Annotated in this window: 27 protein-coding genes and 1 pseudogene; 10 read left to right on the forward strand and 18 right to left on the reverse strand. The window is 68.8% G+C overall.

What is annotated here, in order from left to right:
- Positions 1-33 precede the first annotated feature (33 nt).
- Positions 34-717 (reverse strand): M48 family metallopeptidase, encoded by a 684-nt coding sequence (locus E3U25_RS15805; protein WP_116222453.1) that lies wholly within the window; start codon positions 715-717, stop codon positions 34-36.
- A 149-nt stretch (positions 718-866) separates the two neighbouring features.
- Here E3U25_RS15805 and E3U25_RS15810 point away from each other — a divergent pair, with 149 nt between their 5' ends.
- Positions 867-1,190, forward strand: a complete 324-nt coding sequence (locus E3U25_RS15810; protein ID WP_116222221.1) for an FYDLN acid domain-containing protein — start codon at positions 867-869, stop codon at positions 1,188-1,190.
- A 179-nt stretch (positions 1,191-1,369) separates the two neighbouring features.
- On the opposite strand, the gene E3U25_RS15815 is transcribed toward E3U25_RS15810, so the two are convergent.
- Entirely contained in the window at positions 1,370-2,158 is a 789-nt protein-coding gene (locus E3U25_RS15815; protein ID WP_147304517.1) for a hypothetical protein, read from the reverse strand.
- A gap of 92 nt (positions 2,159-2,250) precedes the next feature.
- Between E3U25_RS15815 and E3U25_RS15820 the strand changes: the two genes are divergently transcribed.
- Positions 2,251-3,378, forward strand: coding sequence for an ATP-grasp domain-containing protein (locus E3U25_RS15820; RefSeq protein ID WP_140847820.1), 1,128 nt, complete (start codon positions 2,251-2,253; stop codon positions 3,376-3,378).
- Between the two features lie 60 nt (positions 3,379-3,438).
- Here the strand turns inward: E3U25_RS15820 and E3U25_RS15825 are convergent, their stop codons facing one another.
- Positions 3,439-4,704 carry a CAP domain-containing protein gene (locus E3U25_RS15825; protein ID WP_116222218.1) on the reverse strand — a complete coding sequence of 422 codons (1,266 nt, stop codon included), beginning with the start codon at positions 4,702-4,704 and terminating at the stop codon, positions 3,439-3,441.
- Between the two features lie 250 nt (positions 4,705-4,954).
- On the opposite strand from E3U25_RS15825, the gene E3U25_RS15830 reads away from it, so the two are divergent.
- Positions 4,955-5,701, forward strand: a complete 747-nt coding sequence (locus E3U25_RS15830; RefSeq protein WP_208861604.1) for an SDR family NAD(P)-dependent oxidoreductase — start codon at positions 4,955-4,957, stop codon at positions 5,699-5,701.
- A 50-nt stretch (positions 5,702-5,751) separates the two neighbouring features.
- On the opposite strand, the gene E3U25_RS15835 is transcribed toward E3U25_RS15830, so the two are convergent.
- The 4 genes from E3U25_RS15835 to E3U25_RS15850 are packed head-to-tail and all read right to left on the reverse strand — an operon-like array spanning position 5,752 to position 9,717.
- The gene (locus tag E3U25_RS15835) at positions 5,752-7,032 is read right to left on the reverse strand and encodes a F390 synthetase-related protein (protein ID WP_116222217.1); all 1,281 of its coding nucleotides are present in this window, start codon (positions 7,030-7,032) and stop codon (positions 5,752-5,754) included.
- Positions 7,029-7,811: an MBL fold metallo-hydrolase gene (locus tag E3U25_RS15840; RefSeq protein WP_116222216.1), complete on the reverse strand. Its 783-nt coding sequence runs from the start codon at positions 7,809-7,811 to the stop codon at positions 7,029-7,031. The genes E3U25_RS15835 and E3U25_RS15840 overlap by 4 nt, the downstream gene beginning before the upstream one ends.
- Entirely contained in the window at positions 7,799-8,731 is a 933-nt protein-coding gene (locus E3U25_RS15845) for an NAD-dependent epimerase/dehydratase family protein (protein ID WP_116222215.1), read from the reverse strand. The genes E3U25_RS15840 and E3U25_RS15845 overlap by 13 nt, the downstream gene beginning before the upstream one ends.
- Positions 8,731-9,717, reverse strand: a complete 987-nt coding sequence (locus E3U25_RS15850; protein ID WP_116222214.1) for a 3-oxoacyl-[acyl-carrier-protein] synthase III C-terminal domain-containing protein — start codon at positions 9,715-9,717, stop codon at positions 8,731-8,733. Before E3U25_RS15850 ends, E3U25_RS15845 begins: the two co-directional genes overlap by 1 nt.
- A gap of 90 nt (positions 9,718-9,807) precedes the next feature.
- On the opposite strand from E3U25_RS15850, the gene E3U25_RS15855 reads away from it, so the two are divergent.
- A complete protein-coding gene (locus tag E3U25_RS15855; protein ID WP_072462031.1) occupies positions 9,808-10,398 on the forward strand; it encodes a TetR/AcrR family transcriptional regulator in 591 nt (196 codons plus the stop codon).
- A 28-nt stretch (positions 10,399-10,426) separates the two neighbouring features.
- Positions 10,427-11,473, forward strand: a complete 1,047-nt coding sequence (locus E3U25_RS15860) for a sulfotransferase (RefSeq protein ID WP_116222213.1) — start codon at positions 10,427-10,429, stop codon at positions 11,471-11,473.
- Positions 11,474-11,572: 99 nt separating this feature from the next.
- On the opposite strand, the gene E3U25_RS15865 is transcribed toward E3U25_RS15860, so the two are convergent.
- Both E3U25_RS15865 and E3U25_RS15870 read right to left on the reverse strand, forming a co-directional pair.
- Positions 11,573-12,853 carry a replication-associated recombination protein A gene (locus tag E3U25_RS15865; RefSeq protein WP_116222212.1) on the reverse strand — a complete coding sequence of 427 codons (1,281 nt, stop codon included), beginning with the start codon at positions 12,851-12,853 and terminating at the stop codon, positions 11,573-11,575.
- Between the two features lie 217 nt (positions 12,854-13,070).
- The gene (locus E3U25_RS15870) at positions 13,071-13,604 is read right to left on the reverse strand and encodes a hypothetical protein (RefSeq protein ID WP_140847825.1); all 534 of its coding nucleotides are present in this window, start codon (positions 13,602-13,604) and stop codon (positions 13,071-13,073) included.
- 235 nt (positions 13,605-13,839) lie between these two features.
- Here E3U25_RS15870 and E3U25_RS15875 point away from each other — a divergent pair, with 235 nt between their 5' ends.
- Complete coding sequence (locus E3U25_RS15875; protein ID WP_116222210.1) at positions 13,840-14,619, forward strand: aminoglycoside adenylyltransferase domain-containing protein; 780 nt, start codon at positions 13,840-13,842, stop codon at positions 14,617-14,619.
- Positions 14,620-14,739: 120 nt separating this feature from the next.
- Positions 14,740-15,435 carry a gamma-glutamylcyclotransferase gene (locus E3U25_RS15880; RefSeq protein ID WP_036758126.1) on the forward strand — a complete coding sequence of 232 codons (696 nt, stop codon included), beginning with the start codon at positions 14,740-14,742 and terminating at the stop codon, positions 15,433-15,435.
- A gap of 45 nt (positions 15,436-15,480) precedes the next feature.
- Here the strand turns inward: E3U25_RS15880 and E3U25_RS15885 are convergent, their stop codons facing one another.
- The 3 genes from E3U25_RS15885 to E3U25_RS15895 form a co-directional block, all read right to left on the reverse strand.
- Positions 15,481-15,930 carry a thiol-disulfide oxidoreductase DCC family protein gene (locus tag E3U25_RS15885; protein ID WP_036758128.1) on the reverse strand — a complete coding sequence of 150 codons (450 nt, stop codon included), beginning with the start codon at positions 15,928-15,930 and terminating at the stop codon, positions 15,481-15,483.
- Positions 15,931-16,089: 159 nt separating this feature from the next.
- Positions 16,090-16,284 carry a DUF1127 domain-containing protein gene (locus E3U25_RS15890; protein WP_072462037.1) on the reverse strand — a complete coding sequence of 65 codons (195 nt, stop codon included), beginning with the start codon at positions 16,282-16,284 and terminating at the stop codon, positions 16,090-16,092.
- Positions 16,285-16,490: 206 nt separating this feature from the next.
- On the reverse strand, positions 16,491-17,417 hold the full coding sequence (locus E3U25_RS15895; RefSeq protein WP_116222209.1) for an alpha/beta hydrolase: 927 nt from the start codon (positions 17,415-17,417) through the stop codon (positions 16,491-16,493).
- A 325-nt stretch (positions 17,418-17,742) separates the two neighbouring features.
- Between E3U25_RS15895 and E3U25_RS15900 the strand changes: the two genes are divergently transcribed.
- Positions 17,743-17,946: a LysR substrate-binding domain-containing protein gene (locus E3U25_RS15900; RefSeq protein WP_276330423.1), complete on the forward strand. Its 204-nt coding sequence runs from the start codon at positions 17,743-17,745 to the stop codon at positions 17,944-17,946.
- Between the two features lie 73 nt (positions 17,947-18,019).
- Here the strand turns inward: E3U25_RS15900 and E3U25_RS15905 are convergent, their stop codons facing one another.
- On the reverse strand, positions 18,020-19,648 hold the full coding sequence (locus E3U25_RS15905; protein ID WP_116222208.1) for an ankyrin repeat domain-containing protein: 1,629 nt from the start codon (positions 19,646-19,648) through the stop codon (positions 18,020-18,022).
- Positions 19,649-19,999: 351 nt separating this feature from the next.
- On the opposite strand from E3U25_RS15905, the gene E3U25_RS15910 reads away from it, so the two are divergent.
- Positions 20,000-21,151: a YncE family protein gene (locus E3U25_RS15910; protein WP_116222207.1), complete on the forward strand. Its 1,152-nt coding sequence runs from the start codon at positions 20,000-20,002 to the stop codon at positions 21,149-21,151.
- Between the two features lie 256 nt (positions 21,152-21,407).
- Here E3U25_RS15910 and E3U25_RS15915 read toward each other — a convergent pair whose 3' ends face one another.
- The gene (locus tag E3U25_RS15915) at positions 21,408-21,812 is read right to left on the reverse strand and encodes a methylglyoxal synthase (protein ID WP_116222206.1); all 405 of its coding nucleotides are present in this window, start codon (positions 21,810-21,812) and stop codon (positions 21,408-21,410) included.
- Between the two features lie 97 nt (positions 21,813-21,909).
- Between E3U25_RS15915 and E3U25_RS15920 the strand changes: the two genes are divergently transcribed.
- A complete protein-coding gene (locus tag E3U25_RS15920; protein ID WP_036758138.1) occupies positions 21,910-22,179 on the forward strand; it encodes a hypothetical protein in 270 nt (89 codons plus the stop codon).
- A 465-nt stretch (positions 22,180-22,644) separates the two neighbouring features.
- Here the strand turns inward: E3U25_RS15920 and E3U25_RS15925 are convergent, their stop codons facing one another.
- From E3U25_RS15925 to E3U25_RS15940, 4 genes and pseudogenes are all read right to left on the reverse strand, one after another.
- A complete protein-coding gene (locus E3U25_RS15925) occupies positions 22,645-23,970 on the reverse strand; it encodes an MFS transporter (protein WP_116222205.1) in 1,326 nt (441 codons plus the stop codon).
- 725 nt (positions 23,971-24,695) lie between these two features.
- A pseudogene (locus E3U25_RS15930) lies at positions 24,696-24,851 on the reverse strand (5-deoxy-glucuronate isomerase); the annotation flags it as partial.
- A 45-nt stretch (positions 24,852-24,896) separates the two neighbouring features.
- Entirely contained in the window at positions 24,897-25,094 is a 198-nt protein-coding gene (locus E3U25_RS15935; protein WP_140847829.1) for a hypothetical protein, read from the reverse strand.
- Positions 25,095-25,362: 268 nt separating this feature from the next.
- Positions 25,363-26,409: a LacI family DNA-binding transcriptional regulator gene (locus tag E3U25_RS15940; protein ID WP_244295201.1), complete on the reverse strand. Its 1,047-nt coding sequence runs from the start codon at positions 26,407-26,409 to the stop codon at positions 25,363-25,365.
- Between the last annotated feature and the right edge of the window lie 169 nt (positions 26,410-26,578).

A 26,578-nucleotide genomic window follows, 5' to 3' on the forward strand; every position in this document is an offset into this window, starting at 1 on the left:
ATCACAAATGCGGGCGCCGTCAAGCCGCCTCGATCAGGAACGAAAGCGCCAGGCCAGCAGTTCATGCCCGTGCCGGCGCAGCCAGTCGCGATGGCGGGCGTAATCGGGCATCAGCCGGCCGGTTGCGGCCCAGAAGGCGGCCGAATGGTCCATGTGCAGCAGATGCGCCACCTCATGCGCGGCGACATAGTCCAGCACCTCGGGCGGCGCCATGGCCAGCCGCCAGGAAAACATCAGCCGCCCGTCATGGGTGCAACTGCCCCAGCGCGATCGCGTGTCGCGCAGCGCCAGCGCGCGAAACCCGCGCCCCAGCGCCGCGGCATGACGGTCGCAGGCCCGGCTCAGCCGCGCCTGCGCCAGGTGCTTCAGCCAGGCCTCGACCAGCAGGCCGGCGGGACGGCCCTGCGGGACCAGCAGCAGCGCCTCGGTCAGTTCCACCCGCCGCCCGTCATGGGGCACGATCCGGCGCGGGCGCCCCTGGACGGGCAGCAGGGCGCCCGGTTCGACCACGCAGAGCGGCGGCATCCCGGCGCGGGTCTGCCGCAGCCATTCGGCCCGTGATTCGGCAAAGGCGCGGCCGTCCGACAGGCTGGTGCGGCTGGGCAGGGTCAGCACCACCTCGCCCCCCGCGCGCGCCACGCGCAGGGTCATGCGCCGCGCCCTGGACGAGCGCCGCAGCGTCACCGGAATGTCGCCTCCGACCAGAATCCTGTCCATCCGTTCCCCCATCTTGCGAAGGGCCGCGCCTCTGCCCATCTTTCCCCCGCACCGCCGGCCGGCCGCAAGGGGGAAAAGGCTTTGACACCCTGCCCCGGCTGTGGCAGGGGACAGCGGATTTAGCTGAACGCGGCAGAAAGAGAACAACCATGCCCAAAGAGGAATGGGGCACGAAACGCCTTTGCCCCCATTGCGCGACGCGCTTTTACGACCTGATGAACGACCCGATTACCTGCCCGGCCTGCGGTGCGGAATTTACCGTGGAAAGCCTGACCAACGGTCGCTCGCGCTCGCTGATCTCGGAAAAGACCGCTGCGCGCGACGCGGACCAGGCCGACCTGGCCGAGGACGAGGATCTGGACGACGACGCCGACACCGGCGATCTGGACGACGATCTGCTGGACGATGACGACGACGATGGCGACATGTCGCTGGACGACATCGCCGACGTGCCGGACAGCGACGACGAATAGATCCGCGTCCTGACCAACCAGAAGGCCCCGGAGCGCGACCGCGCCGCCGGGGCCTTTCCCATCGGGCCATGGCAGGGTCCGACGGGTATCGTCGATCTTGGCCCGGCCTTCGCCGGCCGGTGCGGCCATAATGAGGGCACGCGCCCGCCCAGGGGCTGGCGTAGGCTTAGCGGCAGGGATCAGCCGTTGCCTTCGCCACCATCGCCGCCGGAATCACCGCCATCGGAGCCGCCATCCGAACCACCGTCGGAGCCGCCGTCCGCGCCGCCATCCGCGCCTCCGTCAGAGCCCCCGGTGCCGCCATCCGATCCGTCCGAACCGCCGTCGGAGCCGCTGTCGGAGCCGCTGTCGGAGCCGCTGTCGGAGCCGTCCGAACCATCGCCATTCTCTCCGGTTCCGTCGCCAGTCCCGTCGCCAGTCCCGTCACCCGTATCGCCGCCCGTATCACCCCCTGCATCCTCGCCGGGTTCATCACCGGCGCCGGGCCCATCCTGGGTTTCCGAGACGGTCGGCCCGCCCTTGCCGCTTTCGTCCGGTTCGGCGCGAAGTTCCACGCCGTCCACAGAGATCAGGCTGCCATTGGCGATGCTGTAGACCAGTTCGGTGGGCTGGCCGTTGCGCTGCGCATTGATCGTCAGGATCGGGCCCTCGCGCAGGATATGCACGTCGCTGAAGCCCTGCGCGATCAGCGTCCGCGCGATCTCCTGGTCATTGTCGAGCTGCTCCAGCAACGGGTAATCCGGCTCGAGAACCGCGCCCACCGGCGCGCTCGGCTCGACCGCCGCGCCCGGCGCGATGGCGGTGTTGCCCGAGGGCGTCTCGATGACGGTGGTATTGCCATCGATCACCTCGCCGCTTTGCGCAAGTGCGGTGGAGCCCATGATGGCGCCAAGCGCCAATGCCTTGCCGCCGACCAGGGCGGTCGTCAAACTGCGTTTCAGCATGACTCTTACCTCCTTCATGCTCATCGGGTCTAAACCCCGGCGAGCGGTAAAGGGTTTCGTCGCGCCGGATCGCATCCGCGTCATCCCGCGCAGCTGCGTATCGTTGTCGCACCCCCTTGAAACCATTTTCGAGAATCGCCGACCGGGGCGAAAATACCCTCGACGGCGCGGCGCCCGGAGCGGTTGGCAGCGCCGTCACCCCTGCCGATCCGCCAATCCGGCGGCGGGCGGGAAATCCGTCCATATCGTGGAAATATCCGGCGCCTGGCGCCAATTCTCCGCAGGATTCGGGCAATAACTGCCCAAAAAGTCAGCTTCTCATGCAGCACCCCGTGGGGCATCACTGGGCCTGTTCGCGTTCCGATTGTTGTCTCTGGCGGATTGCAATCAGTTATCGATTGCCTGGGAGGTTTGTGGTGAAAAGTATTCTGTTTGGAATGAAGGCCGACTGGTCGGCAGCTTTGGAGCGCAGCGCGCAGGCCATCGGCATCCAAAGCCATATGGCGGATCTTCGCCATGCCGATCTGTCCAGCTATGACGCCGTGGTCCCGCTGACCCTGTGGGACCGCGATTTCCTGGATCAAAGGCGTGCCGGGGGCGAGATGTTCAACGCCCTGTTCCCCAGCGCCACGGCACAGGAAAACTGCCATGACAAGCTTGCCTTCAACCGGCTGATGGCCAGCTCCAGCCTGGGTGATTACGTCCCGGCCATGTTCGCCGATCCCGGCAACCTTCCGATTGGCGAGCCCATCATCGTCAAGCGCCGCAAGGATGAATGGGGCAAGCTGTCGCGTATTTGCTGCCTGACCCCGGATTCGCCGCTGGTCTACGATCCCGAGCAGGAATTCCTGCAGGAATATATTCCCGGCACGACCGAATTATCCGCATATCTGCTGATGCGCGACGGCCGGATCGCTTTTTCCCGCACGGCCATATTCGACATGCCGGACATGCCGCATGTGAAGGGGATCAATACCGGGCACAAGAGCCTGGTATGGCAGGAAGGTTCGCGCCATCGGGATCTGTTTACGGAAATCCTGGACAGGGTGGGATTTGCGAATGGCGCCTGCTGCATCGACTATCGCGAGGTGGACGGCAAGCCCAAGATCTTCGAGATCAATCCTCGGCTCGGCGGGTCCATCACCGGAAATGCGGGCAGCTATTTGCAGCATTACCTGATTGCAGCTTGCGGCAAGCGCCTGCTGCCTGCACCCGCCCCCGAACGGCTGCAAGAGGCGGCGTGACCGGCGGCCCGCTTCTGCATATCCTGCCCTCGGCCGTTTGTTTCGGCCGGGGGATCGCCGTCAGATCGCGAAGATGTCGTCCGCCACCTGGGCCACGGTCAGGTTCTGGCCGTTGACCACGATGCGGTCGCCGTCGCCGAAGTCGATCACCACGCCATTCGCGGTCTTTTGCATGTGGTCGCGGATGAAGGCGGCGGGGTTCGCATCCAGCCTGGCATCGTCGATCAGCAGCCGGTCGATGCCGCGCTGATAGCCGTTGATCGTATCGACGCCATGACCATCCTGGAAGATGAAGACATCGGCCCCGGCCCCGCCGGCCAGAACGTCGTTGCCAATGCCGCCATGCAGCGTGTCATTGCCATCGCCGCCGATCAAGCGGTCGTTGCCCCCTTCCCCTCTCAGCCAATCATTACCTGCACCGCCGTCCAGCATGTCGTGGCCGACCCCGCCCAGCAGGCGATCCTGCCCCACTCCGCCCCAGATGGAATCGTCGCCGATCTCGCCGCGCAACTGGTCATTGCCCTCGGCTCCAGCCAGGGAATCGTTGCCGGGGCCGCCTTGCAGCGTATCGTTGCCGTAACCGCCATGCAGGGAATCGAAGCCTTCGCCGCCGATGATCCGGTCGTGGCCTCCGTTGCCGCTCAGCGTGTCGTTCCCCGCCTTGCCGTCCATCCAATCGTGGCCGTCCCCGGCCGAGGCAAGATCGTTGCGGGCCGTCAGGCGATAATCGTCGTTGCGCGGCGTGCTTTGCGTCGGGCCGGGGGTGACGAAGACCTCGCCGTTGAAGCTTGCCAGCCAGTCGGCGCGGGACTGCATCGACAGGTCCGCGCCGGGATTGGCGACGCGGGTGAAGGTGCCGGTGTCGACGCGCACCTGCCCGTCCGTATCGGCAAAGTTCTGCGTCGCCATCAGAACCTTGTAGTCGCGGCCGTTCACCGTCAGATAGCCGACCTCCAGCCCGATGCCGATAAAGGCCGCATCGCTCATGATGTTCTGATAGTGGCCGGAGCTGTTCATCAGGTTCTGGTGCAGCTGGCGGATCTCGTCGCGCAGGTCGGCCTCGCCCTGGATGGAGACATAGGCGATGTTCTCGGCCGTCATCCAGTTGCCCGCCAGGTCGAAGCCCGCCGCCTCCATCCGCTCGCGCGAGGAAGAGCCGCCGCGGCCGGTATGCGAGAACACATCCGTCTCCAGCATCCAGCGGCTATGGCCCTCGGCCGAATCGTTGAGCCGTTTTTCGATGGACAGCGCGGGAAGCCCTTCGGCCTGACGGGCCTGGTTGACCAGGCTGACGAAGTAGCGCTCGTTTGCAGATGCAAAGGACATGGTCGTTATCCGCCTCGCGAGAATTCATCTCATAAAATGCAGCTTCAGGGAGCATATCAGAGCCTGGGTGGAATCAGAACCACCGCCAGGGCAGGACGGCGGATATCAGCCAGCCGCCCCGCCGCCAGGGCCGGGCGCGCAGGCATCGCCCGGACCTGCGCCGCCCGAACGCCGCAACCGGCGGACCCGTTTGATCTGGACCGAGGCCGGGGCTAAGCTCGCCACGCGCACCGTCACCTGGACATGAGAAATGATGACCGATCCTTCCAAGCCCGTCGTCGCGGTGACCGGCGCCAGCCGCGGCATCGGCCATGCCATCGTGCGCCACTTCCACCGCCAGGGCTGGAAGGTCATCACCCTGGCGCGGACGCCGTTCTCCTCGCAATGCCCCTGGGCCGAAGGCATCATCCATCACATCGAGGTCGACCTGTCCGATCCCGGCTCGATCACCGACGCCGCCGACAGGCTGAAACGAATGCTGGACGGGCACGGGCTGTCGGCCCTGGTCAACAACGCCGGGATTTCCCCGAAGTGCGGGGACGGCGGGCGCATGGGGGCCTTGGTCACGCCGCTGGCAACGCTCCTGAGCGTGCAGCAGGTCAACCTGGTCGCCCCGCTGCAGCTTTGCCAGGAGCTTCTGGAGCCGCTGAAGGCAAGGCAGGGCGCGGTGGTCAACATCACCTCGATCGCGGGCAGCCGGGTGCATCCTTTCGCCGGCGCGGCCTATGCCGTTTCCAAGGCCGCGCTCTCGGCCCTGACCCGCGAGCTGGCCTATGACCTTGCCGAATACGGGGTGCGGGTGAACGCCGTCGCCCCCGGCGAGATCGAGACCTCGATCCTGTCGCCGGGCACCGACCGGATCATCGAGGCGCAGGTGCCGATGAAGCGCCTCGGACGCCCGGAAGAGGTGGCGGAGGTGGTCTATTTCCTCGCCAGCGGGCAGGCGTCGTATGTCACCGGCAGCGAGATCCACATCAACGGCGGCCAGCATGTCTGACACGGTCGCGGGGGGCTGCCGGGCAGGCGGAAACCCCTGGGCTCCGGCCGTTACACCCCGGCCCGCGCCTCGGGCAAGACCCTGATCCGGCGGCGCTTGGCGTCGGTTTCCGGCGGCAGGCCGCGATGAAAGGCAAGCGCGGGCAGTTCGGCCCCCAGTCGCCGCGCCAGCCCGGCCAAGCTGGTTCGCAGCGCCGGCTCGGCACCCGGCGCGGCTGCGTCCAGCCACAGGTGCAGCATCCTGCCCTGCTGGACGACCCGATAGTCGCGCAAGGGCTGCGGCAGGCAGGCGATGGCGGTTCGAATCGCCTCGGACGCGACCATGCGCGGCCCCATGGCCGAGGGCCACCACAAGACATCGTCTTCGCGGCCTTCGATCCGGGCGATGCGCTGGCTGGCGCAGCCGCAGGGGCAAGGCTCGGGATCGGGGATCAGCACGTCGTCCAGGCGATAGTTCAGGATCGGCAGGCTTTCGCGCGTGAAGTCGTGGATGACCGGGCAGAAGGCGCCGCTTGCCGCGTCGATCACGTCGCGGTCGATGCGCAGCCAGCGTTCGTTCAGGTGCAGGTGGCCCAGCCGGCAGGTCATCGCCAGGACGCCCTCGGTCGCCTGGTAGACCTGGTGGACGCGGGTGCCGAAGGCGCGTTCGATCAGCGCCGCATCCTCGGGGGACAGCGTCTCGGCGACCGAGATCACCCGCCGCGGCGACAGGGCCAGCCCGCCCGCCGCCTGCCGCTCGGCCAGCATCGCCAGGATGCGCGCGGGCGCGATCAGGACGCTGGGGTCCAGATCGGCCAGCCGGGCCAGGTGATCCTCGAAGGGCGACAGCAGGTCGAAGAAGGCAAAGCGGACCAGCGGATTCGACAGGCTGCGATAAAGCGCATTGTCGGCGCGCATGAAGAACGCCACGCGCTGGCGCCGCCACAGTTCCGGCCAGTAGCGCCCCAGCATGATCGCGGCCCAGAGCCGCCTTTCCCGCGGCGTCGCCAGGAACAGCCCGCGCTGGCCCGAGGTGCCCGTCGAAAGCCCGACCGAGACCTTTCCGATCAGCGGGCGAAAATCGCGGCTGGCCTCGGCCCGGATGGCCACCTGCATCGCCGCGTCATGATCGATGCCGCAGGTGTTGATGGCCGAGAAATTCGCCATCAGCCGCGCCTTGTCCATGCGCGGCAACGCCTTTAGCGGCAGGTCGGCCATGCCGCGATAGAAGGGCGAGCGCGGCATGACCCGCGCGCGGAAGCGGTGAATGGCGGCGGCGTGATGCGCCTCGATCTCGGCGCGGCAGGAAAAGCCGCGGCCATGGCGGCTGTGCAGGAATGCGGTCAGGCTCATCTGGCGGTCTCGGGGCAATGCGAGGGGTCGATGGTGATGTCGGGGCGGCGCAGCATCAGCGCGCGCAGCCGGGCGAAGGTCCGGCGATAGGCGGCGGCATCGCCCAGGCGCGCCAGCACCGGGCCGGGCGGCAGCCGGTTTGCGCGCAGCTGCGCCCGGCCATAGGCGGCATCGGCGACCAGGAAGCGCGCGGTCTCGGGCAGCCAAATCCCCGTCTGTCCGGTGCCGTGGCCCGGCAGCGGCACGGCGATCAGCCGGCCGTCGCCCAGCAGGTCATGGCCTTGCGGAAATTCGGGCAGGCCGGTCGGGACCGCCACGCATGCCTCGACCGGCTGCGGATCGCGCGCCAGGATCGCGTCGCGCAAAAGCGGCGGACAGGCGGCGCGGATGCTGGCCAGATCGCCGAGCGCCCGCAATTCGGCAATCGCCGCGGCCGAGGCCGTGACCGGAATGCCGGCCGGCAGGTCGATCAGCCCGGCGCTGTGATCGGCATGCATATGGGTCAGGAACACCAGATCCGGCAGGCGCGGCAGCCGGCGCAGCAGCTGTTCCTGCGCCGGCTGCCGGACGGGGGTCAGCCAGCGATAGAGCCGGGCCGGAAAGCCCCGCGTCGCCGCGAAGAAGGCCGGCCCATAGCCGGTATCGACCAGCACGCAGGCGCTTTCCGTCTCGACCAGCGTGGCCAGCGCCGGGAAGGTGGCGCCGCCCAGGCCCGGCAGTCCCGCGCCCCAGGCCGGGGCGCGGCATTCGCCGATCTTCAGCGTGGTCAGGCGAAGCATTCCGCCACCCCCTCCTGGAAGCCGACCCGCGGCCGATAGCCCAGATCCCGCCGCGCGGCCGAGATGTCCAGCGTCAGGCTGCTGCCCAGGGACGCCACGGCCTGCAAGGTCAGCCGCGGCTCGGCCCCGCCGCGCATCCGGGCCACGGCCTCGGAGGCACCGGCCAGCCAGCGCGCCAGCCCCTGCGGCAGCGGCATGCCGCGCAGGCGCAGCCCGGCGCGATGCGCGATGATCTCGGCCAGGTCGCAGAACCGGAAAGCCTCGCCCGAGGTGATGTTCCACACGCCCCCGCGCGGACCCGAGGCGGGCAGGATCATCCCCCGCGCCGCATCGTGCCGATGCGTCAGGTCGATCAGCGCCCGCCCGCCCCGGATCATCGGCAGCCGGCCGCGCCGCATCGCCTCGATCACCCGCGGCAGCAACGCCCGGTCGTGGCGGCCGTAGATGGCACGCGGGCGGATCGCCGTGCAGCCCATGGCCCCGGCATGGCCCAGCACCATCCGCTCGGCCATAAGCTTGCTTTCGGCATAGAGCGACAGCGGGCGCGCCGGCAGCGGCGCATCCTCGGCCACGTCCAGCCTGTCGGTGCCGTCGGCATAGATGCTGGGCGATGAGGCAAGGACGAAGCGCTTGACCCCTGCCCGCTCGGCCGCGTCCAGCAATCGCTGGGTCGCCAGCACGTTGTCGGCATGGAACTCGGCCCGCGTGCCCCAGGCCGAGCTGCGCGCGGCGCAATGGAACACCACGTCGATGCCGTCGAGCAGCGGGCCCAGATCGGCGCTGACCAGATCGGCGGCGCGAAAGCCGGGCAGCGCCGCGGGCTGGCGCGCGGTGGTGCTGACGTCCCAGCCATGCATCGCCAGCTGCTCGACCAAGGCACGGCCCAGGCAGCCGCTGGCCCCTGTCACCAGCGCGCGCATCAGAACCGCACCATCGTGCCGCCGAGCGAGATGCCGGCCGAGGTGCCCATCAGCAGCGCCGTATCCCCGCGCATCAGCCGCCCCGAGCGCACCGCATGATCCAGCGCCGTCGGGATCGAGGCCGCGATCTGGTTGCCGGCATGGGCAAAGATGTCGATCACCCGCTCGGGCGGCAGCCACAGATTGCGGGTCGCGTGCTGCAGGGCCTGGGCGCTGGCCTGGTGCGGGATGACGCAGGCGATGCCGTTCAGCCCCACCTCGGCCTTTTTCAGCAGCCTTTGCAGAAAGCGCGGCAGATAGCGCGAGGCGACCTTGAACGCCTTGCCCCCGTCCATGTGAAAGCGGTCCTGGCCCGGCGCGATGCCGCGGGCCGGATTGACCCGCGTGCCGCCCGCCGCCAGCACGCAGGCGTCATGGCCATGGGCATAGGTCTGGAAATCATGCGCCAGCACCGCGCCCTTGCCGCCCGCCTCGACCACCACGGCCGCGGCGCCGTCGCCAAAGATCGCGGCAGCCTCGGGCCGGTTCCAGTCCAGTCCGACCGAGGCGATGTCCGAGGAAAACACCAGCGCCCGCCGCACCCGGCCGCATTGGACATACATCGCCGCAAGGTCCAGCGCCTGCAGGAAGCTGAGGCAGGTCGCGTTCACGTCGAAGGCCGGAATGCCGGACCGGCCCAGCCCCAGCCGTTCCTGCACCAGCGTCGCGGTCGAGGGGATCGGCTGTTCCATCACCCCGCAGGCGCCCAGGATCATGTCCAGATCCTCGGGCTTGCAACCCGCCATCTCCATGGCGCGCCGCGCCGCCTCGGCGCCCATGAACGAGGTGGTTTCCTCGGGCATGGCGACATGGCGCGAGGCGATGCCGAAGCGCGCCTGGCATTCGCCCTGCGCCCATCCCATGCGGTCGTCGATATCGGTCGAAGGCAGGACCGTGGCGGGCAGGTAGCTGCCGGTCCCGGTGATTGTGAGATTGATCGGAGACATGTGAGGCACCATTATTGAACGATGTTCATTAACATTGACAATCGCCCCGATTCCTGTCAAGCATATTTTTGAACATAGTTCAGGAACACCATGGCCAGACCCAGACGATATGATCACGACGCCCTGCGGACCCGCACGATCGAGGCGGCGAAGCTGCTTTTGGAGGAAGGCGGGCCGGCGGCGCTGACCGCCCGCGCGCTGGCCAGTGCGGTCAAGACGACGCCCGGCACCATCTACAACCTCTTCGACAGCATGAGCGCGGTGCTGCAAGAGGTGAACCGGCAGGCGCTGGTCGATCTGGCGATCGCCGTGGATGCGGTGCGCGAGACCGAGCCGCGCGAACGCCTGCTGGCGCTGGCCGAGGTCTATGTGACCTTCATGCTGGATCGCCGCGCGGTCTGGCGGGCGCTGTTCGAGGGGCCGCGCATCTCGAACAATTTTCCCGACTGGTATCTGGCGCAGATCGACGGGCTGATCGGCCGCATCACCCAGCCGGTGGCGGCGCTGAAGCCCAAGGGCGACCCGCGCCTGCTGGCCGAGCAGCTGCTGCTGTCGGTGCATGGCATCGTCGCCCTGGCGGCCATCGACCGGCTGGACCTGATCACCAGGCAAAAGCCCATGGACCTGGCGCATGCCGCGGTCGAGCGCATGATCGCCGCCATCCGTGCCGGGGCCGAATGATGCCCCGGACGAGGTTGCAGAACCGGCCATGCGCGGGGCGCTGATCCTGGGCTCCGCCCGCTGCGGCTCGACGCTGGTGTCGCAGATCCTGAACGCGCATCCGGCCGTCCTGTCGGTTTCCGAGCTTTTCGCCGCCGCCGGGCATAACGCCTTTCGCCCGCGGCATCTGGACGGCGCGCGGTTCTGGGCGCATATGGCCCGGCCCTCGCGCGCCATGGCGCAGGTGGCGAACCCCGATGCCGCGCCCTCCGAGTTCCTTTACGGCCGCGTCCCGCACCCCGCGCATGACCCGTGGCATTGCCCGCCGATCCTGGCGGTCACGCTGCCGCATCTGAGCGAAAACCCCGATGCCCTGTTCGATGCGCTGGCCGGGCAGATGCGCGCGCGGGCCCCGGCCCCGCTGGCCGCGCATTACCGCGCGCTTTTCCAGGCGATGGCCCGGCAGATCGGCGGGCGCGAGATCTGGGTGGAACGGTCAGGCGGGTCGCTGGTGGCCGCGGCGACGCTGCGCGAGATGTTTCCCGATGCAGCGCTGGTGCTGCTGGCGCGCAACGGGCCGGACACGGTGCTGTCGATGCGCGACTATCCCGCCGCGCGGCTGGCGATCTGGTGCTGGCGCAGGCTCGGGCCGCTGGGCCTCGACCTGCTGCACCCGCGCCGGCATTTCGGGCGCGGCGCCCTCTGGCCGCTGGTCGCCGCGATCAGCGGGCCGTCCGGCGTCCGGCGCATCGTTGCCCGCCGTCCCGGCCTTGCCGAAACCGGGGCCTTCTGGTCGACCCTGACCATCCGCGGCCTGCAAGGGCTGCGCGGCGCCCGGCCGATGCTCCTGCGCCACGAGGATCTGTGCCGCGACCCCCGCACCTGGATCGAAAGGCTGGGCGCACATCTGCAGGCCGGCGCCCCCGCCGCATGGCTCGACCGGGCCGCCGCCATGCCGCAGCTGCGCCCGTCGCGCCTGGCCGCGCTTTCCCCCGCCGAGCGCGAGGCGCTGGAACGCGCCTGCGCCCCCGGCGAGGCGGCGCTTGCCGCCTTCTGCTCCGGCGCGGGTGCTGAAGCGGCTTCGCCCTCGTCCTAGCCGGGAAAGCCAAGGGCGGCCGCCTTTGCGGCGGCAAGAATGGTTCGCCGCCTGTGGGCGCCCGCCCGGCATATCGGCAAGGCCGGATGCTCGACCGGCCTAGGTTTGCGGCCCGTGCGGTGGCCGCCCCGTCACCTTCCGCCAATATTCATCGGCCCGCTTCTCGAAGGTCGCGGCGTCGCGGGCGTCGCTTTGGTAAAGCGTGCCGGGCGGGATCGGGGAATAGTCCTGCTCGACCCAGCCGCGCGGGTCGTCATGGGGCAGGACATAGCCGGTGTGGCCAAGCGCCTCGGCCCCCCTGTAATGCGCGTCGCGCAGGTGCAGCGGCACCGGGGCGGGCGGGGTCGAGGCGACCAGTTGCAGCGCCGCCATGATGCCGCGGCAGGCCGAGGCCGATTTCGGCGCCCGCGCCACATGCAGCGCGGCATGGGCCAGCACGATCTGCGCCTCGGGATAGCCGATCTTCTCGACCGCCTGCGCCGCGGCCACCGCCGTCTGCAGGGCGGTGTTGTCGGCCAGCCCGACATCCTCGGACGCATGGATCATGATGCGCCGGGCGATGAAGCGCGGATCCTCGCCGCCATGGATCAGCCGCGCCAGCCAGTAAAGCGTCGCGTCCGGGTCCGAGCCGCGCATCGACTTGATGAAGGCCGAGACCACGTCGTAATGCGCATCGCCCGAGCGGTCGTGGTTGATCGGCGCTGCCGCATAGGCTTCCTCGATCATCGCCTCCGTGACCGGCCCGTCATGGCCAAGCGCCAGGCTTTCCAGCGTGGTCAGCGCGCGCCGCGCATCGCCGCCCGAGCGGCCGGCGACCAGGCGGATCTGCTCGGGCGTCATCGCCACGCCGGGCAGGTGATCCAGCCCGCGCCGCACCACCTGTTCCATGTCCTCGATGGAGAGCGGCTCCAGCTTCAGGATGGTCGAGCGCGAGACCAGCGCCGGGGTCAGCACGTGATAGGGGTTGCCGGTGGTCGCGCCGATGAAATCGGCCGTGCCATCCTCGCAGATCGCCAGCAGGTCGTCGGTCTGGGTCGCGGAAAAGCGCTGCACCTCGTCGACGAAGATCAGCAGCGGGGTCATCCGCGCCTCGTCCGCCAGGCGGCGGATGTCGGCGACCCCGGCGCGGGTGGCGTTCAGCGGCCGGAAGCTCTTGCCCAGCATGGCACCCACCGCCCGCGCGATCGAGGTCTTGCCGATCCCCGGCGGCCCGTAGAGGATGACGCTGCCCAGCGCCCCGGCCGCGATGCGGCGGCGCAGGATCGAGCCGGGCGCGGTCAGCGCCTGCTGCCCGATGACCTCGTCCAGCGTGGCCGGGCGCAGCGCCGCCGCCAGCGGCAGCCGGCCCTGGCGCGGGGCGGCGTCGAAAAGATCGCTCATGCGGATTCCACCATGTGCGTGTTTTGTTCCGGGTAACAGGAAGGCCAAGCGCTGGCAATGAAGCTTGCCCCTCGCCCTGCGGCTTCGGCCGAGGCCACCCTGGACCCGGCCGCGGACGATCCCGAGGGGAAAGCCCATGGCCGCATGATCCGCAGACATCCTCGGCCCATTCCCGGCGCATGCGGGCCGAACGCCCGGAAAGCCTGTCAGGCCCGGCTCAGCTTTCCTCGGTCAGGGCGGCCACCGGATCGGCACCCTCCCTGCGCTGCTCGGCCCATATCTGCCGATGCTCGATGATCCGGCTCACCGTCAGGCGGCAGGCCTGGTCGGAGGCATGCAGCGGCCGCGCCGCCCGTATCTTCAACGAGGCCATCGCCCCGCCGGCCGGCAAGACCTGCCGCTTGTGGGCGGCGACAAAGCCGATGGGCCGGTTCTCAAGCAGGAATATCTCGAGCCAGGCGCCGTTATACGCATTCTCGAAGCCGATGACCGCGCGGTCGGCGCCAAGGGGATAGACTGCGATCGCATCCCCCTGACCCGTCTGCGCCGCTGTCGTCGCAGAGACCAGCGCATCCGCGATCTCATAACGCCCGAGCAGCCAGCGCATGACCAGTTCCGGCTCGGCCCGCAGGGCGGCGGGCAGATCCTCGGCCCTGCCCGACCGGAACGCGGGAAGCAGCGCGGTGTCGAGGCAACGCCATTGACCGGTCGCCTCGCAATGGAATGTCAGCAGAAAACGCATCGTCAGCATGCCCTTTGTTCTGTTTTCGCTGCCGGCGGGTCACGGGCAGGACTTAGGCACGGGGACCGGCGCCCGCAAGGGGGCGGCCGCGCCGTTGCGACATCCCGCCCGAAATCGGGTCGGACAGCGGCGGCGGATGCGGCACCCGGCGACGAACACGTCGGACAAGGCGGCCGACGATAGCGCGACGGGGGGACAAGCGGCTTTCCCCGTGATAGTCACGCCTTCCAAGGAGCAAGGCGGAATGCAGGACAGCACAGCGGAAAGCCCCGACCAGATCCCGGCGGTCATGGCCGCGCTGAAGGACGTGTGCGGAGAGGCGCTGCTGGCGCTTTACCTGCACGGATCGGCGGTGTCGGGCGGGCTTCGCCCGCAAAGCGACATCGACCTGCTCGCCATCGTCGCCCAGGGCCTGGCCGAGGATCGGCGGGCCAGGCTGCTGGCGGCCCTGCTGCGGATTTCCGCCCGCCATCCCGCCAGGCCCGGCGGGCCGCGTTGCATCGAGCTGCTGGTGGTCCGCGCCCCGGACCTTGCCCATGGCTTTCCGGCCAGGGCCGAGTTCCTCTATGGCGAATGGCTGCGGGGGGATTTCGAGGCGGGCGAAAGCCCCCTGCCCAGCCGCGATCCCGAATACACGCTGCTGCTGGCGCAGGCGCAACGGCAGGCCAGGCCGCTTTTCGGCCCGCCCGCAGCCGAAATGCTGCCCGAAATCCCCCTGGGCCATATCCGCCGGGCCATGCGCGATGCGCTGCCGGCGCTGCTGGCGGGACTGCCGGGGGACGGGCGCAACGTGCTGCTGACGCTGGCCCGCATGTGGCACACCGCCAGCACCGGGGCCTTCGTCGCCAAGGACGCGGCCGCGGCATGGGCGATGCCGCAGATCCCCGACCCGCAGGATGCCGCGGTGCTGGATCATGCCCGGCGGGCCTATCTGGGCGAGGCCGCGGAGGAATGCCGCCTTCGCGGCAACGAAGCGCGGCGGCTGGCGCAGCACCTGCGGGATCGCATCCTCGCATTGCTGTGATCGCCGGCGACCCGTCCCGCGGCCCCCGAGATGCGGCCTTGCCCGGTTTCGGGGTTGACCGGCGGCCTCGGCCGCGGAAATCCTGCGCGGGTGAACCAGTCGCCGCTTGCAGGAATCCCCATGACCAATTGCCGCCCCATCTTGCTGTCGGACGATCACGTCGCCCGCGTCGCCTCGGCCCAGGGGCCGCTGCACGATCCGCGCTGGCGCATGCTCGAGGATGCCGATCTGGACCTGCTGGCCGACCGGCTTACGCAGGACCGGCCGCGACCGATCCCGGTCTTTGCCTATGGCTCGCTGATCTGGAACCCCGGCTTTGCCGTCGGCGCCCGGCGCCGCGCCACCGCCATTGGCTGGCATCGCCGCTTCTCGATCTCGCTCGAGCATTTCCGCGGCACGCCCGAGCGGCCGGGGCTGATGCTGGCGCTGGCCTCGGGCGGCAGTTGCGAGGGGCTGGTCCTCGACATCGCCCAGGGGACCGAGGCGCAGTCGCTGCGCGCCATCCTGCGGCGCGAGCTTGTCGCCCATGAACTCTCGGCCAACGCCTGCTGGATCGAGGTCGAGACCGCCCGCGGCCGGGAAGAGGCGCTGACCTTCTATGCCGACCCGATCGGCACCCAGCTTGCCGAGCTGACGGTCGAGGATCAGGCGCGGCGGCTGGCCCGCGCATCGGGGGCCGCGGGATCGGGCGCGGAATACCTGCTGCGCACCGTCCGCGGGCTGGCGGAACACGGCATCCATGACGACTATATCTGGACGCTCCAGCAGCTCGTGGCCGAAGAGATCGAGGCCGGGGCGGATGGCGCGGACGAATGACCGCCGGGCGCTGGCGGCGAACCCGCGCGCGACGGGCGGCCGCGGTCAGCGCAGCAGCCGCCGCTGGAACGCCGGGTCCGGCAAGGCGCACATGTCCGCCCTGCCGAACAGGCGATAACGGTTGCGCGCAAAGCGCCGATAAAGCCAGTTGCGCAGCCCGCGCGGCAGGATCCGCAGCGGCGCGGCCAGCCTGCCGGGCCCGCCAAGCCGCCGCCCGGCATAGAGGACCGCATCGCAATCGGCATGGGCGATGCCGTCCTCGATGAAAAGCCAGCTTGCGGGGTCTTCTGCCTCCAGCCCGTAATGGCGCAGGAGCGCCGCGCCAAGCGGGGTCTGGACCGGGCATATCCGCACCCTGCCCGAACGGTCGAGCCGGTGGATCATCCGCGCGCCCCAGCTGCAAAGCGCGCATTCCGCATCCATCACGGCCAGGGGCGCGGAATCGTCGAAACGCGGCACCAAGGGATCGTCGCGAAAGGAATAGGGCGCGGTCATGCCGCCAGCATCGGCCAGGGACGGCGGCCGGGCAAGCCCCTTCGTGCCCGCCGGTCGTCCAGCCGCGGAGGGATGCCCAGGGGGCCGGACCATGGCCCTGCCGGCGGGCATGAAAAAACCCCGCGGCAAAGCGGGGTTCGTTCATCGATGGCGATGGCTTCAGGCGCCGCGGGCGATCCGCTCGATATCGCCGCGGGTCAGGCCGATATCGCTCAGTTCGCGGTCGGTCAGCCGGGCCAGTTCGCGGCGGGTGATGCGGGCGTTGTTCCAGGCGGCGATCATTGCGGTCGCGCGGGCAAAGACCTGGCCCAGGCCACCGGCAGCATGGTTATGGCTCATTTCGACAGCGGACATCTCGGCACCTTTTTCATCTTGCCCATCCAGCGGGCATGTTGCGGACAAGGCGGATATAGGCTGGGCAAATCGCGGAAAGTAGCCGTGATCCCGGCAAAGCCGCTATGCATTCTGCGCCGCAGCATGAGCACCCAGCGCAGGGCCATGACCCCTGCCGAAGGCGCGACCCCGCCGCAGCCCAAGCCGCAGCCGGATCGCGGGCGGCGCTACTGCGCCGCGCCCTTCAACCTGGCCGCGAAGAACGGCGCCAGCACCGAGATCGCCTCACCGACGTATTCCCGGCCGTCATAGAGATCCATGTGGTTGGCGCCCTCGACCACGTGGAAGGCCTTGTCGGCGCTGGCGGCGCGGTCGAAAAGATCCTCGCTCATCCATTTGCTGCCGGCCTTGCTGCCCGCCACGATCTGCATCGGCTGGGTCAGGTAGATGTCGGCCATGTGATAGGCGTCATAGGTGATGATCTGGTTCAGGCTGCGCAGGGTGGCGAAGCCCGGCGCGGTCGGGCATTGCGCGCGCGGGGTGTGATGGTATTCCCAGGCCTGGCGCAGTTCCTCGGTCGGCGCATCCGCTTCCTTCAGGGGCGCCAGCGGCATCGTGGCGCTGCCGCCCGCGGCGTCCGAGGTCCGGGCGTTCGAGCCCGCCTCGATCAGCGGCAGCGCGTCGCTGGATCGGACGTCGTTGTCCCAGCCGTTGCGGAACATCGCGCCGATATTGACCGCGCTGACCGTGCCGATCGCCTTGATGCGGCGGTCCTGGATCGCGGCATTGGCGGTATAGCCCGCGCCCGCGCAGATCCCCATCGCGCCGATCCGCGCCCGGTCCACATAGGGCAGCGTCACCAGGTAGTCGATGACGGCGCTGATGTCCTCGGTGCGGATATGCGGGTTTTCCAGCTGGCGCGAGGTGCCGCCGCTTTCGCCCTGGTAACTGGCGTCATAGGCGATGGTGATGAAGCCCCTCTCGGCCAGCCGGGCGGCATAAGTGCCCGCCGCCTGCTCCTTCACCCCGCCGCCGGGATGCGACACGACGATGGCAGGCCATGTCCTGGCCGCGTCGAAGCCTTGGGGAAAGTGGACGACCGCCGCCATGGTGATCGCCGGGTTGTTGCTGTTGGTGAAGCTGATCCTGGTCATTGTCCGGTTCCTTTCACGGTCGAGATCACCCTCGATTACGGCCTGGCCGATGTGGTGGCGGATCGCTTCGACGCAGGCGTCCGGCTGGGCGGCGAGATCGCCAGGGACATGATCGCGGTGCGGATCGGGCCGGACATTCCCATGGCCATCGTAGGGTCGCCCGACTACTTTCGCCAGCACGCGCCCCCGACCGCTGCGGCGCAGCTGGTGGACCACCGGGCGATCAACCTGCGGCTGCCGACCAGCGGCACGCTGAACGGCTGGCGGCGGCCGGGAAACCCGCGTCCGGGTCGAGGGCCCGCTGGTCCTGACCAGCATCGACCTGATCCGCGATGCGGCATTGGACGGCCACGGCCTGGCCTATCTGCCGCTGGACCAAGTTCGGCAGGATCTGGACGACGGCCGCCTGCGGCGCGTCCTGGCCCGGCTGACGCCCGACCTGCCGGGCTATCACCTGTATTATCCCCGCCGCCGCCATGCCTCGTCGGCCTTCACCCTGCTGGTCGAAACCCTGCGCTGGCGCGGGTGATGGCGTATCGACGCCCCGAAAGCCGCACGCCGGACGATCCGGGCCCATGCCGTTGCCACAGGCAGCAGGCCCGTCACGGCCCCTGATCCCCGGCCGCTTCGTTTAGCAGGCAATCGGCCACCTCCGGCGAGAAATACCGGCGGCGGCCTTCCAGAAGCAGCGCGTCCGGCGTCGCGGGATCGCGGCCGAAGGGCGCCATTCCATGCCGGGCCAGCACCCTTGCGCAGCCAATCCAGTCGCCCTCCGGCACGGGCCGGTTCAAGGATGCCCAGCCCAGGGTGCCGGACACATCGTCGCCGAACCCCTGCCCGGCCCGCCAGGACGCGCCATGCTGCAGAAGGAATTCGGCAAGGGCGCTATCGCCGCGGAAGACGGCGTGGTTCAGCGCGCTTGCGCCCCAATCCCCGCCGCGCGCCTCGATGGGCCAACCCAGCTCGACCATCAGCCGGACGGCATCGCGGGCGCCCTCGGCCGCCAGATCCGGCAAAAGCCGCAGCCGGGCCGGGTCCAGGCGGGCGACCAGTCCGGGGTCTTGCGACAGCATCCGCCGGGCCTTGGCCGCATCGGCGCTTGTGCAGGCGGCGATGAAGCGCTCTTCGGGCGACAGCGCGTCCGGCCGGCCCAGCAGGGACGCGACCTCGGGCAGGCCATAGCGCAGGGCCAGCGCGGCCGCATCGGTGCCATCCCCGGTCCGCGCGCCGGGATCGACGCCTGCCGCAAGCAGCACCCGGACATGCGCGGGCGAGCGGCGCCGGCGGATGGCATGGAACAGCAGGGCGCCGCCGCGCAGCTCGGGCGCGGCGCCGGCATGATCCAGCAACAGCCGAAGCCGCGCAATATCGTCGAAATCGAGACAGCGGAACAGCGCATTGGTGCCGGTGACGACCGCCCCCGCCGCCAGCAGCAGATCGGTGCAGCCGAGGCCCTCGAGCGAATGGTAAAGCGACTCGCCGTCATTCGGATCGGCGCCGGCCTCCAGCAGCAGGCGCGCAAGCTCGGCGTCGTGATTGCGCCCCACGGCGCCGTAAAGCGCGGAAAGCGGCACGCCGGCGTCCGGTTCCCGGACCGAGGCGGGCGGCCAGCGGCTGCCGACCCGCTGGTCGGGGTCGGCGCCGGCGGACAGAAGCTGCCCGACCACAGCGTGGATGCGCGGGCGGAATGCCGGCAGCTGCAACAGCCCCGAATGGGTCGCGGCGACCAGAGGCGGCAAGGACAGCGGCCCCGCCGGCCGATGCACCCAGCCCGCATCGGCAAGGATCGCGCGGCGCACCGCGGCGACATCCCCCGCGGCACAGGCGATGATCGGGAAATCCAGCGGCAGCCGGGGCTGGTCCTGCAGCAGCCGCACCGCCAGTTCCGGGCGCGCATTGCCGGTGCCGCCGGCAATATCCCCGGCATAGGCGAAGCGCGCGAAAGCCTCGGCAAGCACGCCGGGCTGCAAACCGCGCGGCCGCGCCGCCTCGACGAAGGCCTTCAGCGCCGCCCAGGACGCGAAGCCATGTTCCCGCGCGATGCAGGATTGCGCATCATGCAGCCGGCAGCCTGCCGCCGCGACCTGCGCGTCGCCGCGCCCCCTTGCCGCAGGCAAGCCGCGGCGCAGGCGGTCAAGCGCGCCGCCATCGCCCGCGCGGCAAAGCCGCAAAAGCTCCTTAGCCTGCCGTTTCAGTTGATCAAGATCGGGTCGTTCGGGAAGAACGCTCATGGAACCCTCAGTGCATCCGATGCCGACGACCCGCAATCCGGCAGCACAAAGGTTCGTTCGACGATCAGGCGTCGGGTCAAGTGGGCTCGGCCCTTTCCGCGGGTCTGGAAGCGGCTTGGACCGCTGGCCGCAGATTAGGTCGCGCAGGCGGGGCTGTCAAACGGCGGGAAATCCGCCGCACCCCCCTGCGACGGCGCGCGGACTGGCATCCCGCGGGAAATCGGGCTAGAGCGGAAGGCGTGCGGCAGGCAGCTTCCGGCCCCTGGACCCAAGGGCAAGGCCACCACCCGGATGCAAGGAAAGGGCGGCGGCCCGATCCGCAAGACTCCCGGAAAAACGGAAGGAGACCTCATGCGACATTCATCCCTGCGACTGGCCACCGCCCTGGCCGCATCGCTGCTTTGCGGCCTTGCCGCCCATGCCGAACAGGCGGCCCCGGCGCCGCAAGCCGATCCGGCCGCGGTCCGGCAGGACAGCCGGATCAGGACCGCCGCCCTGGCGCAAGGGCTTTACGAACTGGTGCATTCACCCCGCCAGGGCGCGCTGTTCGCGGCCTCGGCCGGCGGCTTCGGCGAGAATGCGGCGCCTTCGCGCATCCTGCGCCTCGACCCCGAGACCCTGGCCGTCCAGGCCGAGATCCCGCTGGACCGGAAGGGCTTCGGCCTTGCCATCGACGACGCGGCCGGTCGGCTTTACGTCGGCGCCGGGCTGGACGCCGCCGTCATCGTCATCGACACGGCCGCGAACAAGGTCGTCGGCACCATCCAGCTGGCCGAGAAGATCAAGGACGAAAAAGGTGAGGACGCCTATCCCCACCATTTCCGCGAACTGGCGCTGGACCCCGAGAGCCATCGCCTCTATGCGCCGGGCCTGCACCCCACGGGCTCCAGCCTCTATGTCGTCGATACCGAGGCGATGAAGGTGGAAAAGGTCGTGCCGGGCTTTGGCTACAACGCCACCGGCATCGCCATCGACCCCGCGGCGGGCCGGGTCCATGTCTCGAACCTGCAAGGCCAGCTCTTCGCCGTCGATACCGGGACGCTGGAGATCGTCAGCACGGTCGAGACCGGCGCGGACCAGTTGCTGAACCTGGCGCTGGACGCCGAGGGCGGGCGGCTTTTCGCCATCGACCAGGGCCATCCGCGTGTCACCAAATACCGCGCCGAGGCGCTTCCCGACTACCAGCCCAGGGGCGAGGGCAACCAGGTCTTCGTCTTCAGCACCAGGGACGGCAGCGAGATCAGGCGCATGGCCAGCGGCGAAGGACCGGTCGCCCTGCGCTTCGACGGCGAGCACCGGCGGCTTTACGTCACCAACCGGGCCGAGGGCAGCATCAGCGTCTTCGACACCGACAGCTACGACTTGCTGGAAAAGCTGGAGACGGGCGCGCATCCGAACAGCCTGGCCTTCGACGCCGGCCGCAACGCGCTGTTCGCGACGGTGAAATCCGCCGAGGGCGCGCCCAAGAACAGCGACGAGAGCGTGGCGCGCATCGACCTGTGACCGCCCGCGCGAAGGGCATCGGGGGCCGGATCATCCCGGCCCCTTTCCATTGGGGCCTGGCCGGCACGAGATCCTGGAACCTTGCGCGCAGGGTCAGCCTGCGCAGACCCCGCCGTCCCGAAGAACGCCTCGCGCGATGCGCGTCAGGCCGGCGGAGCCCGCAAGATCGCCAGGGCATTTTCCGACGGAAACCTTCGAAATCGACGCCAAAGAACCACAGTCCGGGAAAGGATGGGGCGCAGGATCGCCCCACCGTTCAGCGGGGATCTGCGTCGATGGCCGCCAGCACCGCATCCGCGCTTTTGCTGTTCACGGCCAGGCGCACATCGTAAAGAATCGCCAGCCGCAGCAGCGATTTCACGTCCACGTCATGGGGCAAGGCGGACAGCGGGTCGATGAAGAAGATCAGGTTCTTCAGCCGCCCTTCGGAAATCATCGCCCCCAGTTGCGCGTCGCCCCCCAGCGGGCCGCTGAGAAGCCGGGTCACATCAAGCCCCGTCGCCGCATGGATCCGCGCTCCGGTGGTGCCGGTGGCGACCAGCGACAGCGGCCGCAGCCGCAGCCGCAGCCGCAGCCGGTCGATCCGCTCTTCGACCCAGGCAATCAGGTCGTCCTTCTTGCCGTCATGCGCGACAAGGGCCAGGTCGGCGTGAATATCCATGCAGGCTCCGCAAGATAGCTGTTGTTAGCGCAATCATATTGGTTTGCCCGCCGCAAGTCGAGTTAATGATGGCAAGCACTTTCAGGGGCGAGCGGTGATGCAGATCTTCCTCGGCGACAGCCATGCCTATCCGGGATGCCGCGCGACATTGCCGGGCGATCTGCCCGCGGCCGGGACCGATGTCGTCATATGCCTTGCCGACGGGATCGAGGTGCCGGGCCGCCTGTCGCCTTGCCCCGAAGGATTCCGGCTGGAAATCGCCAGCCATCGCACCGCGGCAGGAACCTCCATCGCGCGCAAGTCCTGGCTGCTGGGGCGGGACGATGCCGGCTGGAAGATCAAGGCAAGGCTCGCGGACCCCGCATGATCGCCGCGCCGGCGCAGGGATGCGGGATCGGCGTGACGCCGGTCGCCGTCCAGCCCGGCCGGCGGCGACCGGGGGTAGTGGAGAGCCGTGGGCGATAAGGCCCGCGCCGAGGCCACCTCGCCGAGATCGTCCCGAAAATCGTGGCGCGGGCCGGGCCGCGTTGCGTGCTGGACGCGGGCTCGGCACGCTGGATCAGCGGGTCGCGCTGAAAACTCCCGCCGCGGCATCCGGCATCTGCCAGCCCGGTTCGTCCCGGCGGCGGAGAGCTTGTCGAAGGCCGGGCAAGCCGATCCGTGCCCGGCGGTGTCGAAATCCGCCTGGACAGGACGCCCGGAAAAGACCCTTCCCTGCCCGGCCCTTTCACCCTCGGCTGCGGCGGACCGGATGTCCTGCCGGCGCCGTCACCAGCCGCCCCTTGCGCCGGCAAGGGAGGGGCGGCTGGTCGTCTCTTGCTGAATGAGGCGCTCAGCTCAGGTGCTTGCCCTTGGTTTCCGGCGCCCACATGATCGACAGGACCAGGCCCAGCAGCGGGAAGCCCGCCATCATCGTCAGCGTGGCCGAGAAGCCGAAGGTCTGCATCAGCCAGGGCAGCAGGAAGGTCACGCCCGCCGCGGAAATGCGCGAGAAGGCGGCCGAGAAGCCGACGCCGGTGGCCCGGACATGGGTGTCGAAGATCTCGGGCGGATAGACATACTGGATGTCGTTGGCGGCCGGGGCCACGAACATGTAGATGCCGAACAGGCCCAGCACGATCCAGGCGGGCGCTTGCGGGAACAGGCCCAGGCCCAGCAGCGTCAGCAGGATGATGGCAAACGTCCAGATGACGAAGCCGCGCCGGCTCATCCAGTGCAGCAGAAGGATGCCGGCGAACGCGCCCGCGATCTGGATGGCGTTCAGCCACATGTCGACCGAGCCCGATTCCTCGACGCCCAGGGATTGCAGCACCGGCATCATGAAGGTGAAGATGCCGAAGAACGGGCCGACCTGGCAGAACCAGAAAAGGCCCGAATACAGCGACTGCCGCCAGGTCCGGGCGGTGAACAGCTCGCGCGGCGAGGCGTGTTCCGCGCCCAGCTCGATTTCGGGGATGTAGAACTCATTGCCGAAATGGCGGTCGACGACGGCGCGCGCCTCGGCCTTGCGGCCCCTGGCTTGCAGCCACATCGGGGTTTCCGGCAGGGTCATCCGCAAGACGAAGGTGATGATCGCCGGCACGGCGCTGGTCGCCAGCAGCATGCGCCAGTTGTCGCCCTGGTAAAGCGCGCCCACGATGAAGGCGAGGGTGAAGCCCACCTGCCAGCCGATCGAGAAGCTGCCCAGCAGCATCCCCCGCCCCCTGCGGCGCGAGAACTCGGCCAGCACCGACGAGCCGACCGCATATTCGACGCCGACGGCCAGGCCCAGCGCCAGCCGCAGCGCCACCAGTTGCCAGACGTCCTGGACGAACAGTTGCATCAGCGACAGCAGGATGAAGGCGGCAAGGTTCCAGCCGAACACCGGCCGGCGGCCGAAGCGGTCGGCCAGGTTGCCAAAAAACAGCCCGCCCACGAAGATGCCGATCAGCGCGCTCGATGCGATCAGGCCCTGGGCCAGCGCGGAAAGCTGCATCTCGTTTCCGGCCAGCGACAGGGCCGGGCCGACGATGCCCAGGACATAGCCGTCCAGCACCGCGCCGCCCAGAACGGCGGCGGCGGCCAGGATGTGAATGGTTTTCAGCGGCGCCTCGTCGACAGGCAGGCGCCCCTGGGCGTCCCGCACCGCCGGCCCGCCCGACAGTATTGCAATGGCCATCTATCCTCCTCGTTCCGTTCAAGCCCGAGGCTTCCGCTGAAGAGCGGCGGAACCTCGCAAATCCGCATGATCCATGGCTTGCCCACGATGTGGCTCCTCCGCAGGCCATGAAGGCGGTGGCTGGCGCATGGCTTGCCGGCGAATGCCTGGCACCTGGCCGCCAAGGCCATCCCGGCGCCGCTTTCGACGCGCGTCGCCGGCTGCATCACCATGGCGCACAGGCCGCCCAGCCAGGGTCTTTTCAGCGGATCGGGCGCGAAACCCGCAAGCAATCCAGCTCAAATTTGCCGCGGTTCTTTCGCATCCGTTCTGTCGGATTTGCGCGGTTCGGCGGCAAGCCTGCCGGCCGCCGATGGGCATGCCGCCTGCGCCGGATGGGACGCGCCACCCGATGGCCGGCCGCCTTATGCAAGAGCGTTACGCCTTTCGGTTCAACCGCCCATCCCGGCGCGAAAGGGGGCAGAGCGTCGGCCTTGGGGATCATGCCATCCGGGATGCGGGCGATGGCGTGGGGCGCGCTTGCCTGAAGCCCGTCGGGAAGGGTATCGCGCAAGCGCAGGCAACCCGCGCCGCCAAGGCGCCTTCGCGTGCCGTTGCCGCCAAGCGTTGCTCAATGCGCAAGTAGCGGCGCAGCCATCCTCTGTTGGCCTTGGAAGGCCCGAAAATGCGGGCCTGGTGTCGAAAGTCAAGCAATATGCAAGGCCATGGTTACCCGATCCCCCGGACCTCTGGGGGCGGCGCGGCCCTGCCATGACGTTGAGGTAGTAGATCTGGAAGCCATGAGGTGCGTCGCAGGGATGGTGGCCGCGCGGGACCAGAGTCACGTCGCCGTCCTTCACCGCCATCAACTCGTCAAGGGTGCCGTCGTCGGTATCCGCACGGTTATTCGGCGGCGCTGCTGGAGATTTCGTCGCTTCTGGGCATCCTTATCCTGCCTCGATCACCTTGATCCTCTTCGCCGTCTCGCCCGGCGACCGGCTGGAAAAAGCCATGCGCCGCAAAATGCAGGATGCGGCAGCCGCCGGAGGCCGCGCGGACCCCCGCCTCGCCGGCATCAGTGCCGCGCCGATCAGCGGCTGGCCTTCGCCATCCAGCAACCCGTCGAATGGGATCAGATGCGTCACCCCGTCCGGCCGCGGCCGTCGCCCCGTCGCCGATCCCCGCCGCCCCGGCGATTGCAGGAAGACCAACCGCCGGCAGCCGGGCGCTTGGCACGGCTGCCGGCGGGCGGGGAAACTCACGCAGATGCGGAGGTGGGCGCTGGCCCATGAGGCCGGCTGACCCGGTTCGGAGAACTCGCAATGGGGCGGAATGGAATAGGGCAATGCGGCTGTATTCTTTCGAAACGCATTGCGTGCGGACAAGGGGATACGCCTTCCCCGCTGCAAATACCTACACGATCGCCCCGGACAGCTCGACCGCAATCGCTGTGCTGCTACGCATAATCAGTTCCAATTCAATCTTGCTATGAACCATGTAATTGGGGTCGGGCGCTCCAATCATCGCAAGAATCTCTCGCCCCGCCGTGGCCCCCAATTTCTGCGCGGGGATGCGCACTGTGGTGAGCGCCGGTTCCATCTGCGCCGAGCCGGCAAAGTCGCCGATGCCGATCACCGACAAGGTGGTGGGAATGGCGATCCCCAGCCGCGCCGCCGCATAGATCGCCCCCTGCGCGATCACGTCATTGGCGCAAAGCAAGGCGCTCGGCCGGTCCTGTCCCGCCAGTAATTCCAGGCAAGCGGCCTTGGCCTGGGCGATGCTGTAGGGCACCTCGACCTGCCAGCGATCCTGCAACACGATGCCGGCATCGCGGAAAACAGCCGTCGCCGCCGTCTTGCGGTCACGTGCCCGGTCGTTGTCGAAGGTGGCGGGAAAGACCATGCCGATGCGGCGATGCCCCAGCGCGATCAAATGCTCGGCGGCCATCCGCCCCGCCTCGCGGTTGTCCACCCCGATGCAGGGCAGCGCCGAATCCGGCAGGTAGTTCCAGAGCGCCAGCAATGGCACGCGCTGTTCGGCGATCAGACGGAAGGTGCCGGCGCTGTGATCCAGCCCGACCACCGCCAGCGCATCGACGCGATGCTCCAGCAATTTGCGAACCAGCCGATATTCGGTCTCCAGATCGTAGCCATGCGAGGCCAGGAGCAGGGTGAAGCCCTGCTCGCTGACCGTGTCGTTAAAAGCCTGGACCACCTCGGCGAAGATGGTGTTGGCGACGGTCGGCACCACCAGACCGATGGTGGCGCTGCGCTTGCCATGCATGGCCTGCGCGGCGCGGTTGCGGATATAGCCGGATTTCTCGATCGCCAGTTCGACCTTCTTGCGCGTCGCCGGATGCACCAGATCCGGGTGATTCATCACCCGCGACACCGTCGCCGGTGAAACGCCTGCAAGATTGGCTACGAAAACAATATCTGGCTTAATCATCAGATTTTCCATATATATTTTTATGAATCATAAAATTTAATGAAAACAGTTGCAAGACTGTTTTCATGGCCTAGGGTCGAAAACCACGGCAAGAGGAGGCCGTGCCAGACCAACATTGCAGACAGGGCGAGCCCCGGTTTTTCCGGGCTGCTGACCTATTCACCTTCCCGGCGGGCGGACT

Origin of the sequence: Paracoccus versutus, from assembly GCF_029909795.1 — a bacterium.
Lineage (GTDB): Bacteria > Pseudomonadota > Alphaproteobacteria > Rhodobacterales > Rhodobacteraceae > Paracoccus > Paracoccus versutus.

Coding starts and splice junctions, on each gene's coding strand:
- E3U25_RS15855 (WP_072462031.1), top strand. CDS start 9,808: ATGGCCAGACCCAGACGATATGATCACGACGCCCTGCGGACCCGCACG.
- E3U25_RS15920 (WP_036758138.1), top strand. CDS start 21,910: ATGCAGATCTTCCTCGGCGACAGCCATGCCTATCCGGGATGCCGCGCG.
- E3U25_RS15905 (WP_116222208.1), bottom strand. CDS start 19,648: ATGAGCGTTCTTCCCGAACGACCCGATCTTGATCAACTGAAACGGCAG.
- E3U25_RS15880 (WP_036758126.1), top strand. CDS start 14,740: ATGACCAATTGCCGCCCCATCTTGCTGTCGGACGATCACGTCGCCCGC.
- E3U25_RS15835 (WP_116222217.1), bottom strand. CDS start 7,032: ATGAGCCTGACCGCATTCCTGCACAGCCGCCATGGCCGCGGCTTTTCC.
- E3U25_RS15850 (WP_116222214.1), bottom strand. CDS start 9,717: ATGTCTCCGATCAATCTCACAATCACCGGGACCGGCAGCTACCTGCCC.
- E3U25_RS15810 (WP_116222221.1), top strand. CDS start 867: ATGCCCAAAGAGGAATGGGGCACGAAACGCCTTTGCCCCCATTGCGCG.
- E3U25_RS15840 (WP_116222216.1), bottom strand. CDS start 7,811: ATGCTTCGCCTGACCACGCTGAAGATCGGCGAATGCCGCGCCCCGGCC.
- E3U25_RS15915 (WP_116222206.1), bottom strand. CDS start 21,812: ATGGATATTCACGCCGACCTGGCCCTTGTCGCGCATGACGGCAAGAAG.
- E3U25_RS15830 (WP_208861604.1), top strand. CDS start 4,955: ATGATGACCGATCCTTCCAAGCCCGTCGTCGCGGTGACCGGCGCCAGC.
- E3U25_RS15865 (WP_116222212.1), bottom strand. CDS start 12,853: ATGAGCGATCTTTTCGACGCCGCCCCGCGCCAGGGCCGGCTGCCGCTG.
- E3U25_RS15895 (WP_116222209.1), bottom strand. CDS start 17,417: ATGACCAGGATCAGCTTCACCAACAGCAACAACCCGGCGATCACCATG.
- E3U25_RS15805 (WP_116222453.1), bottom strand. CDS start 717: ATGGACAGGATTCTGGTCGGAGGCGACATTCCGGTGACGCTGCGGCGC.
- E3U25_RS15885 (WP_036758128.1), bottom strand. CDS start 15,930: ATGACCGCGCCCTATTCCTTTCGCGACGATCCCTTGGTGCCGCGTTTC.
- E3U25_RS15870 (WP_140847825.1), bottom strand. CDS start 13,604: ATGCTGACGATGCGTTTTCTGCTGACATTCCATTGCGAGGCGACCGGT.
- E3U25_RS15845 (WP_116222215.1), bottom strand. CDS start 8,731: ATGCGCGCGCTGGTGACAGGGGCCAGCGGCTGCCTGGGCCGTGCCTTG.
- E3U25_RS15890 (WP_072462037.1), bottom strand. CDS start 16,284: ATGTCCGCTGTCGAAATGAGCCATAACCATGCTGCCGGTGGCCTGGGC.
- E3U25_RS15910 (WP_116222207.1), top strand. CDS start 20,000: ATGCGACATTCATCCCTGCGACTGGCCACCGCCCTGGCCGCATCGCTG.
- E3U25_RS15860 (WP_116222213.1), top strand. CDS start 10,427: ATGCGCGGGGCGCTGATCCTGGGCTCCGCCCGCTGCGGCTCGACGCTG.
- E3U25_RS15925 (WP_116222205.1), bottom strand. CDS start 23,970: ATGGCCATTGCAATACTGTCGGGCGGGCCGGCGGTGCGGGACGCCCAG.
- E3U25_RS15815 (WP_147304517.1), bottom strand. CDS start 2,158: ATGAGCATGAAGGAGGTAAGAGTCATGCTGAAACGCAGTTTGACGACC.
- E3U25_RS15875 (WP_116222210.1), top strand. CDS start 13,840: ATGCAGGACAGCACAGCGGAAAGCCCCGACCAGATCCCGGCGGTCATG.
- E3U25_RS15940 (WP_244295201.1), bottom strand. CDS start 26,409: ATGGAAAATCTGATGATTAAGCCAGATATTGTTTTCGTAGCCAATCTT.
- E3U25_RS15825 (WP_116222218.1), bottom strand. CDS start 4,704: ATGTCCTTTGCATCTGCAAACGAGCGCTACTTCGTCAGCCTGGTCAAC.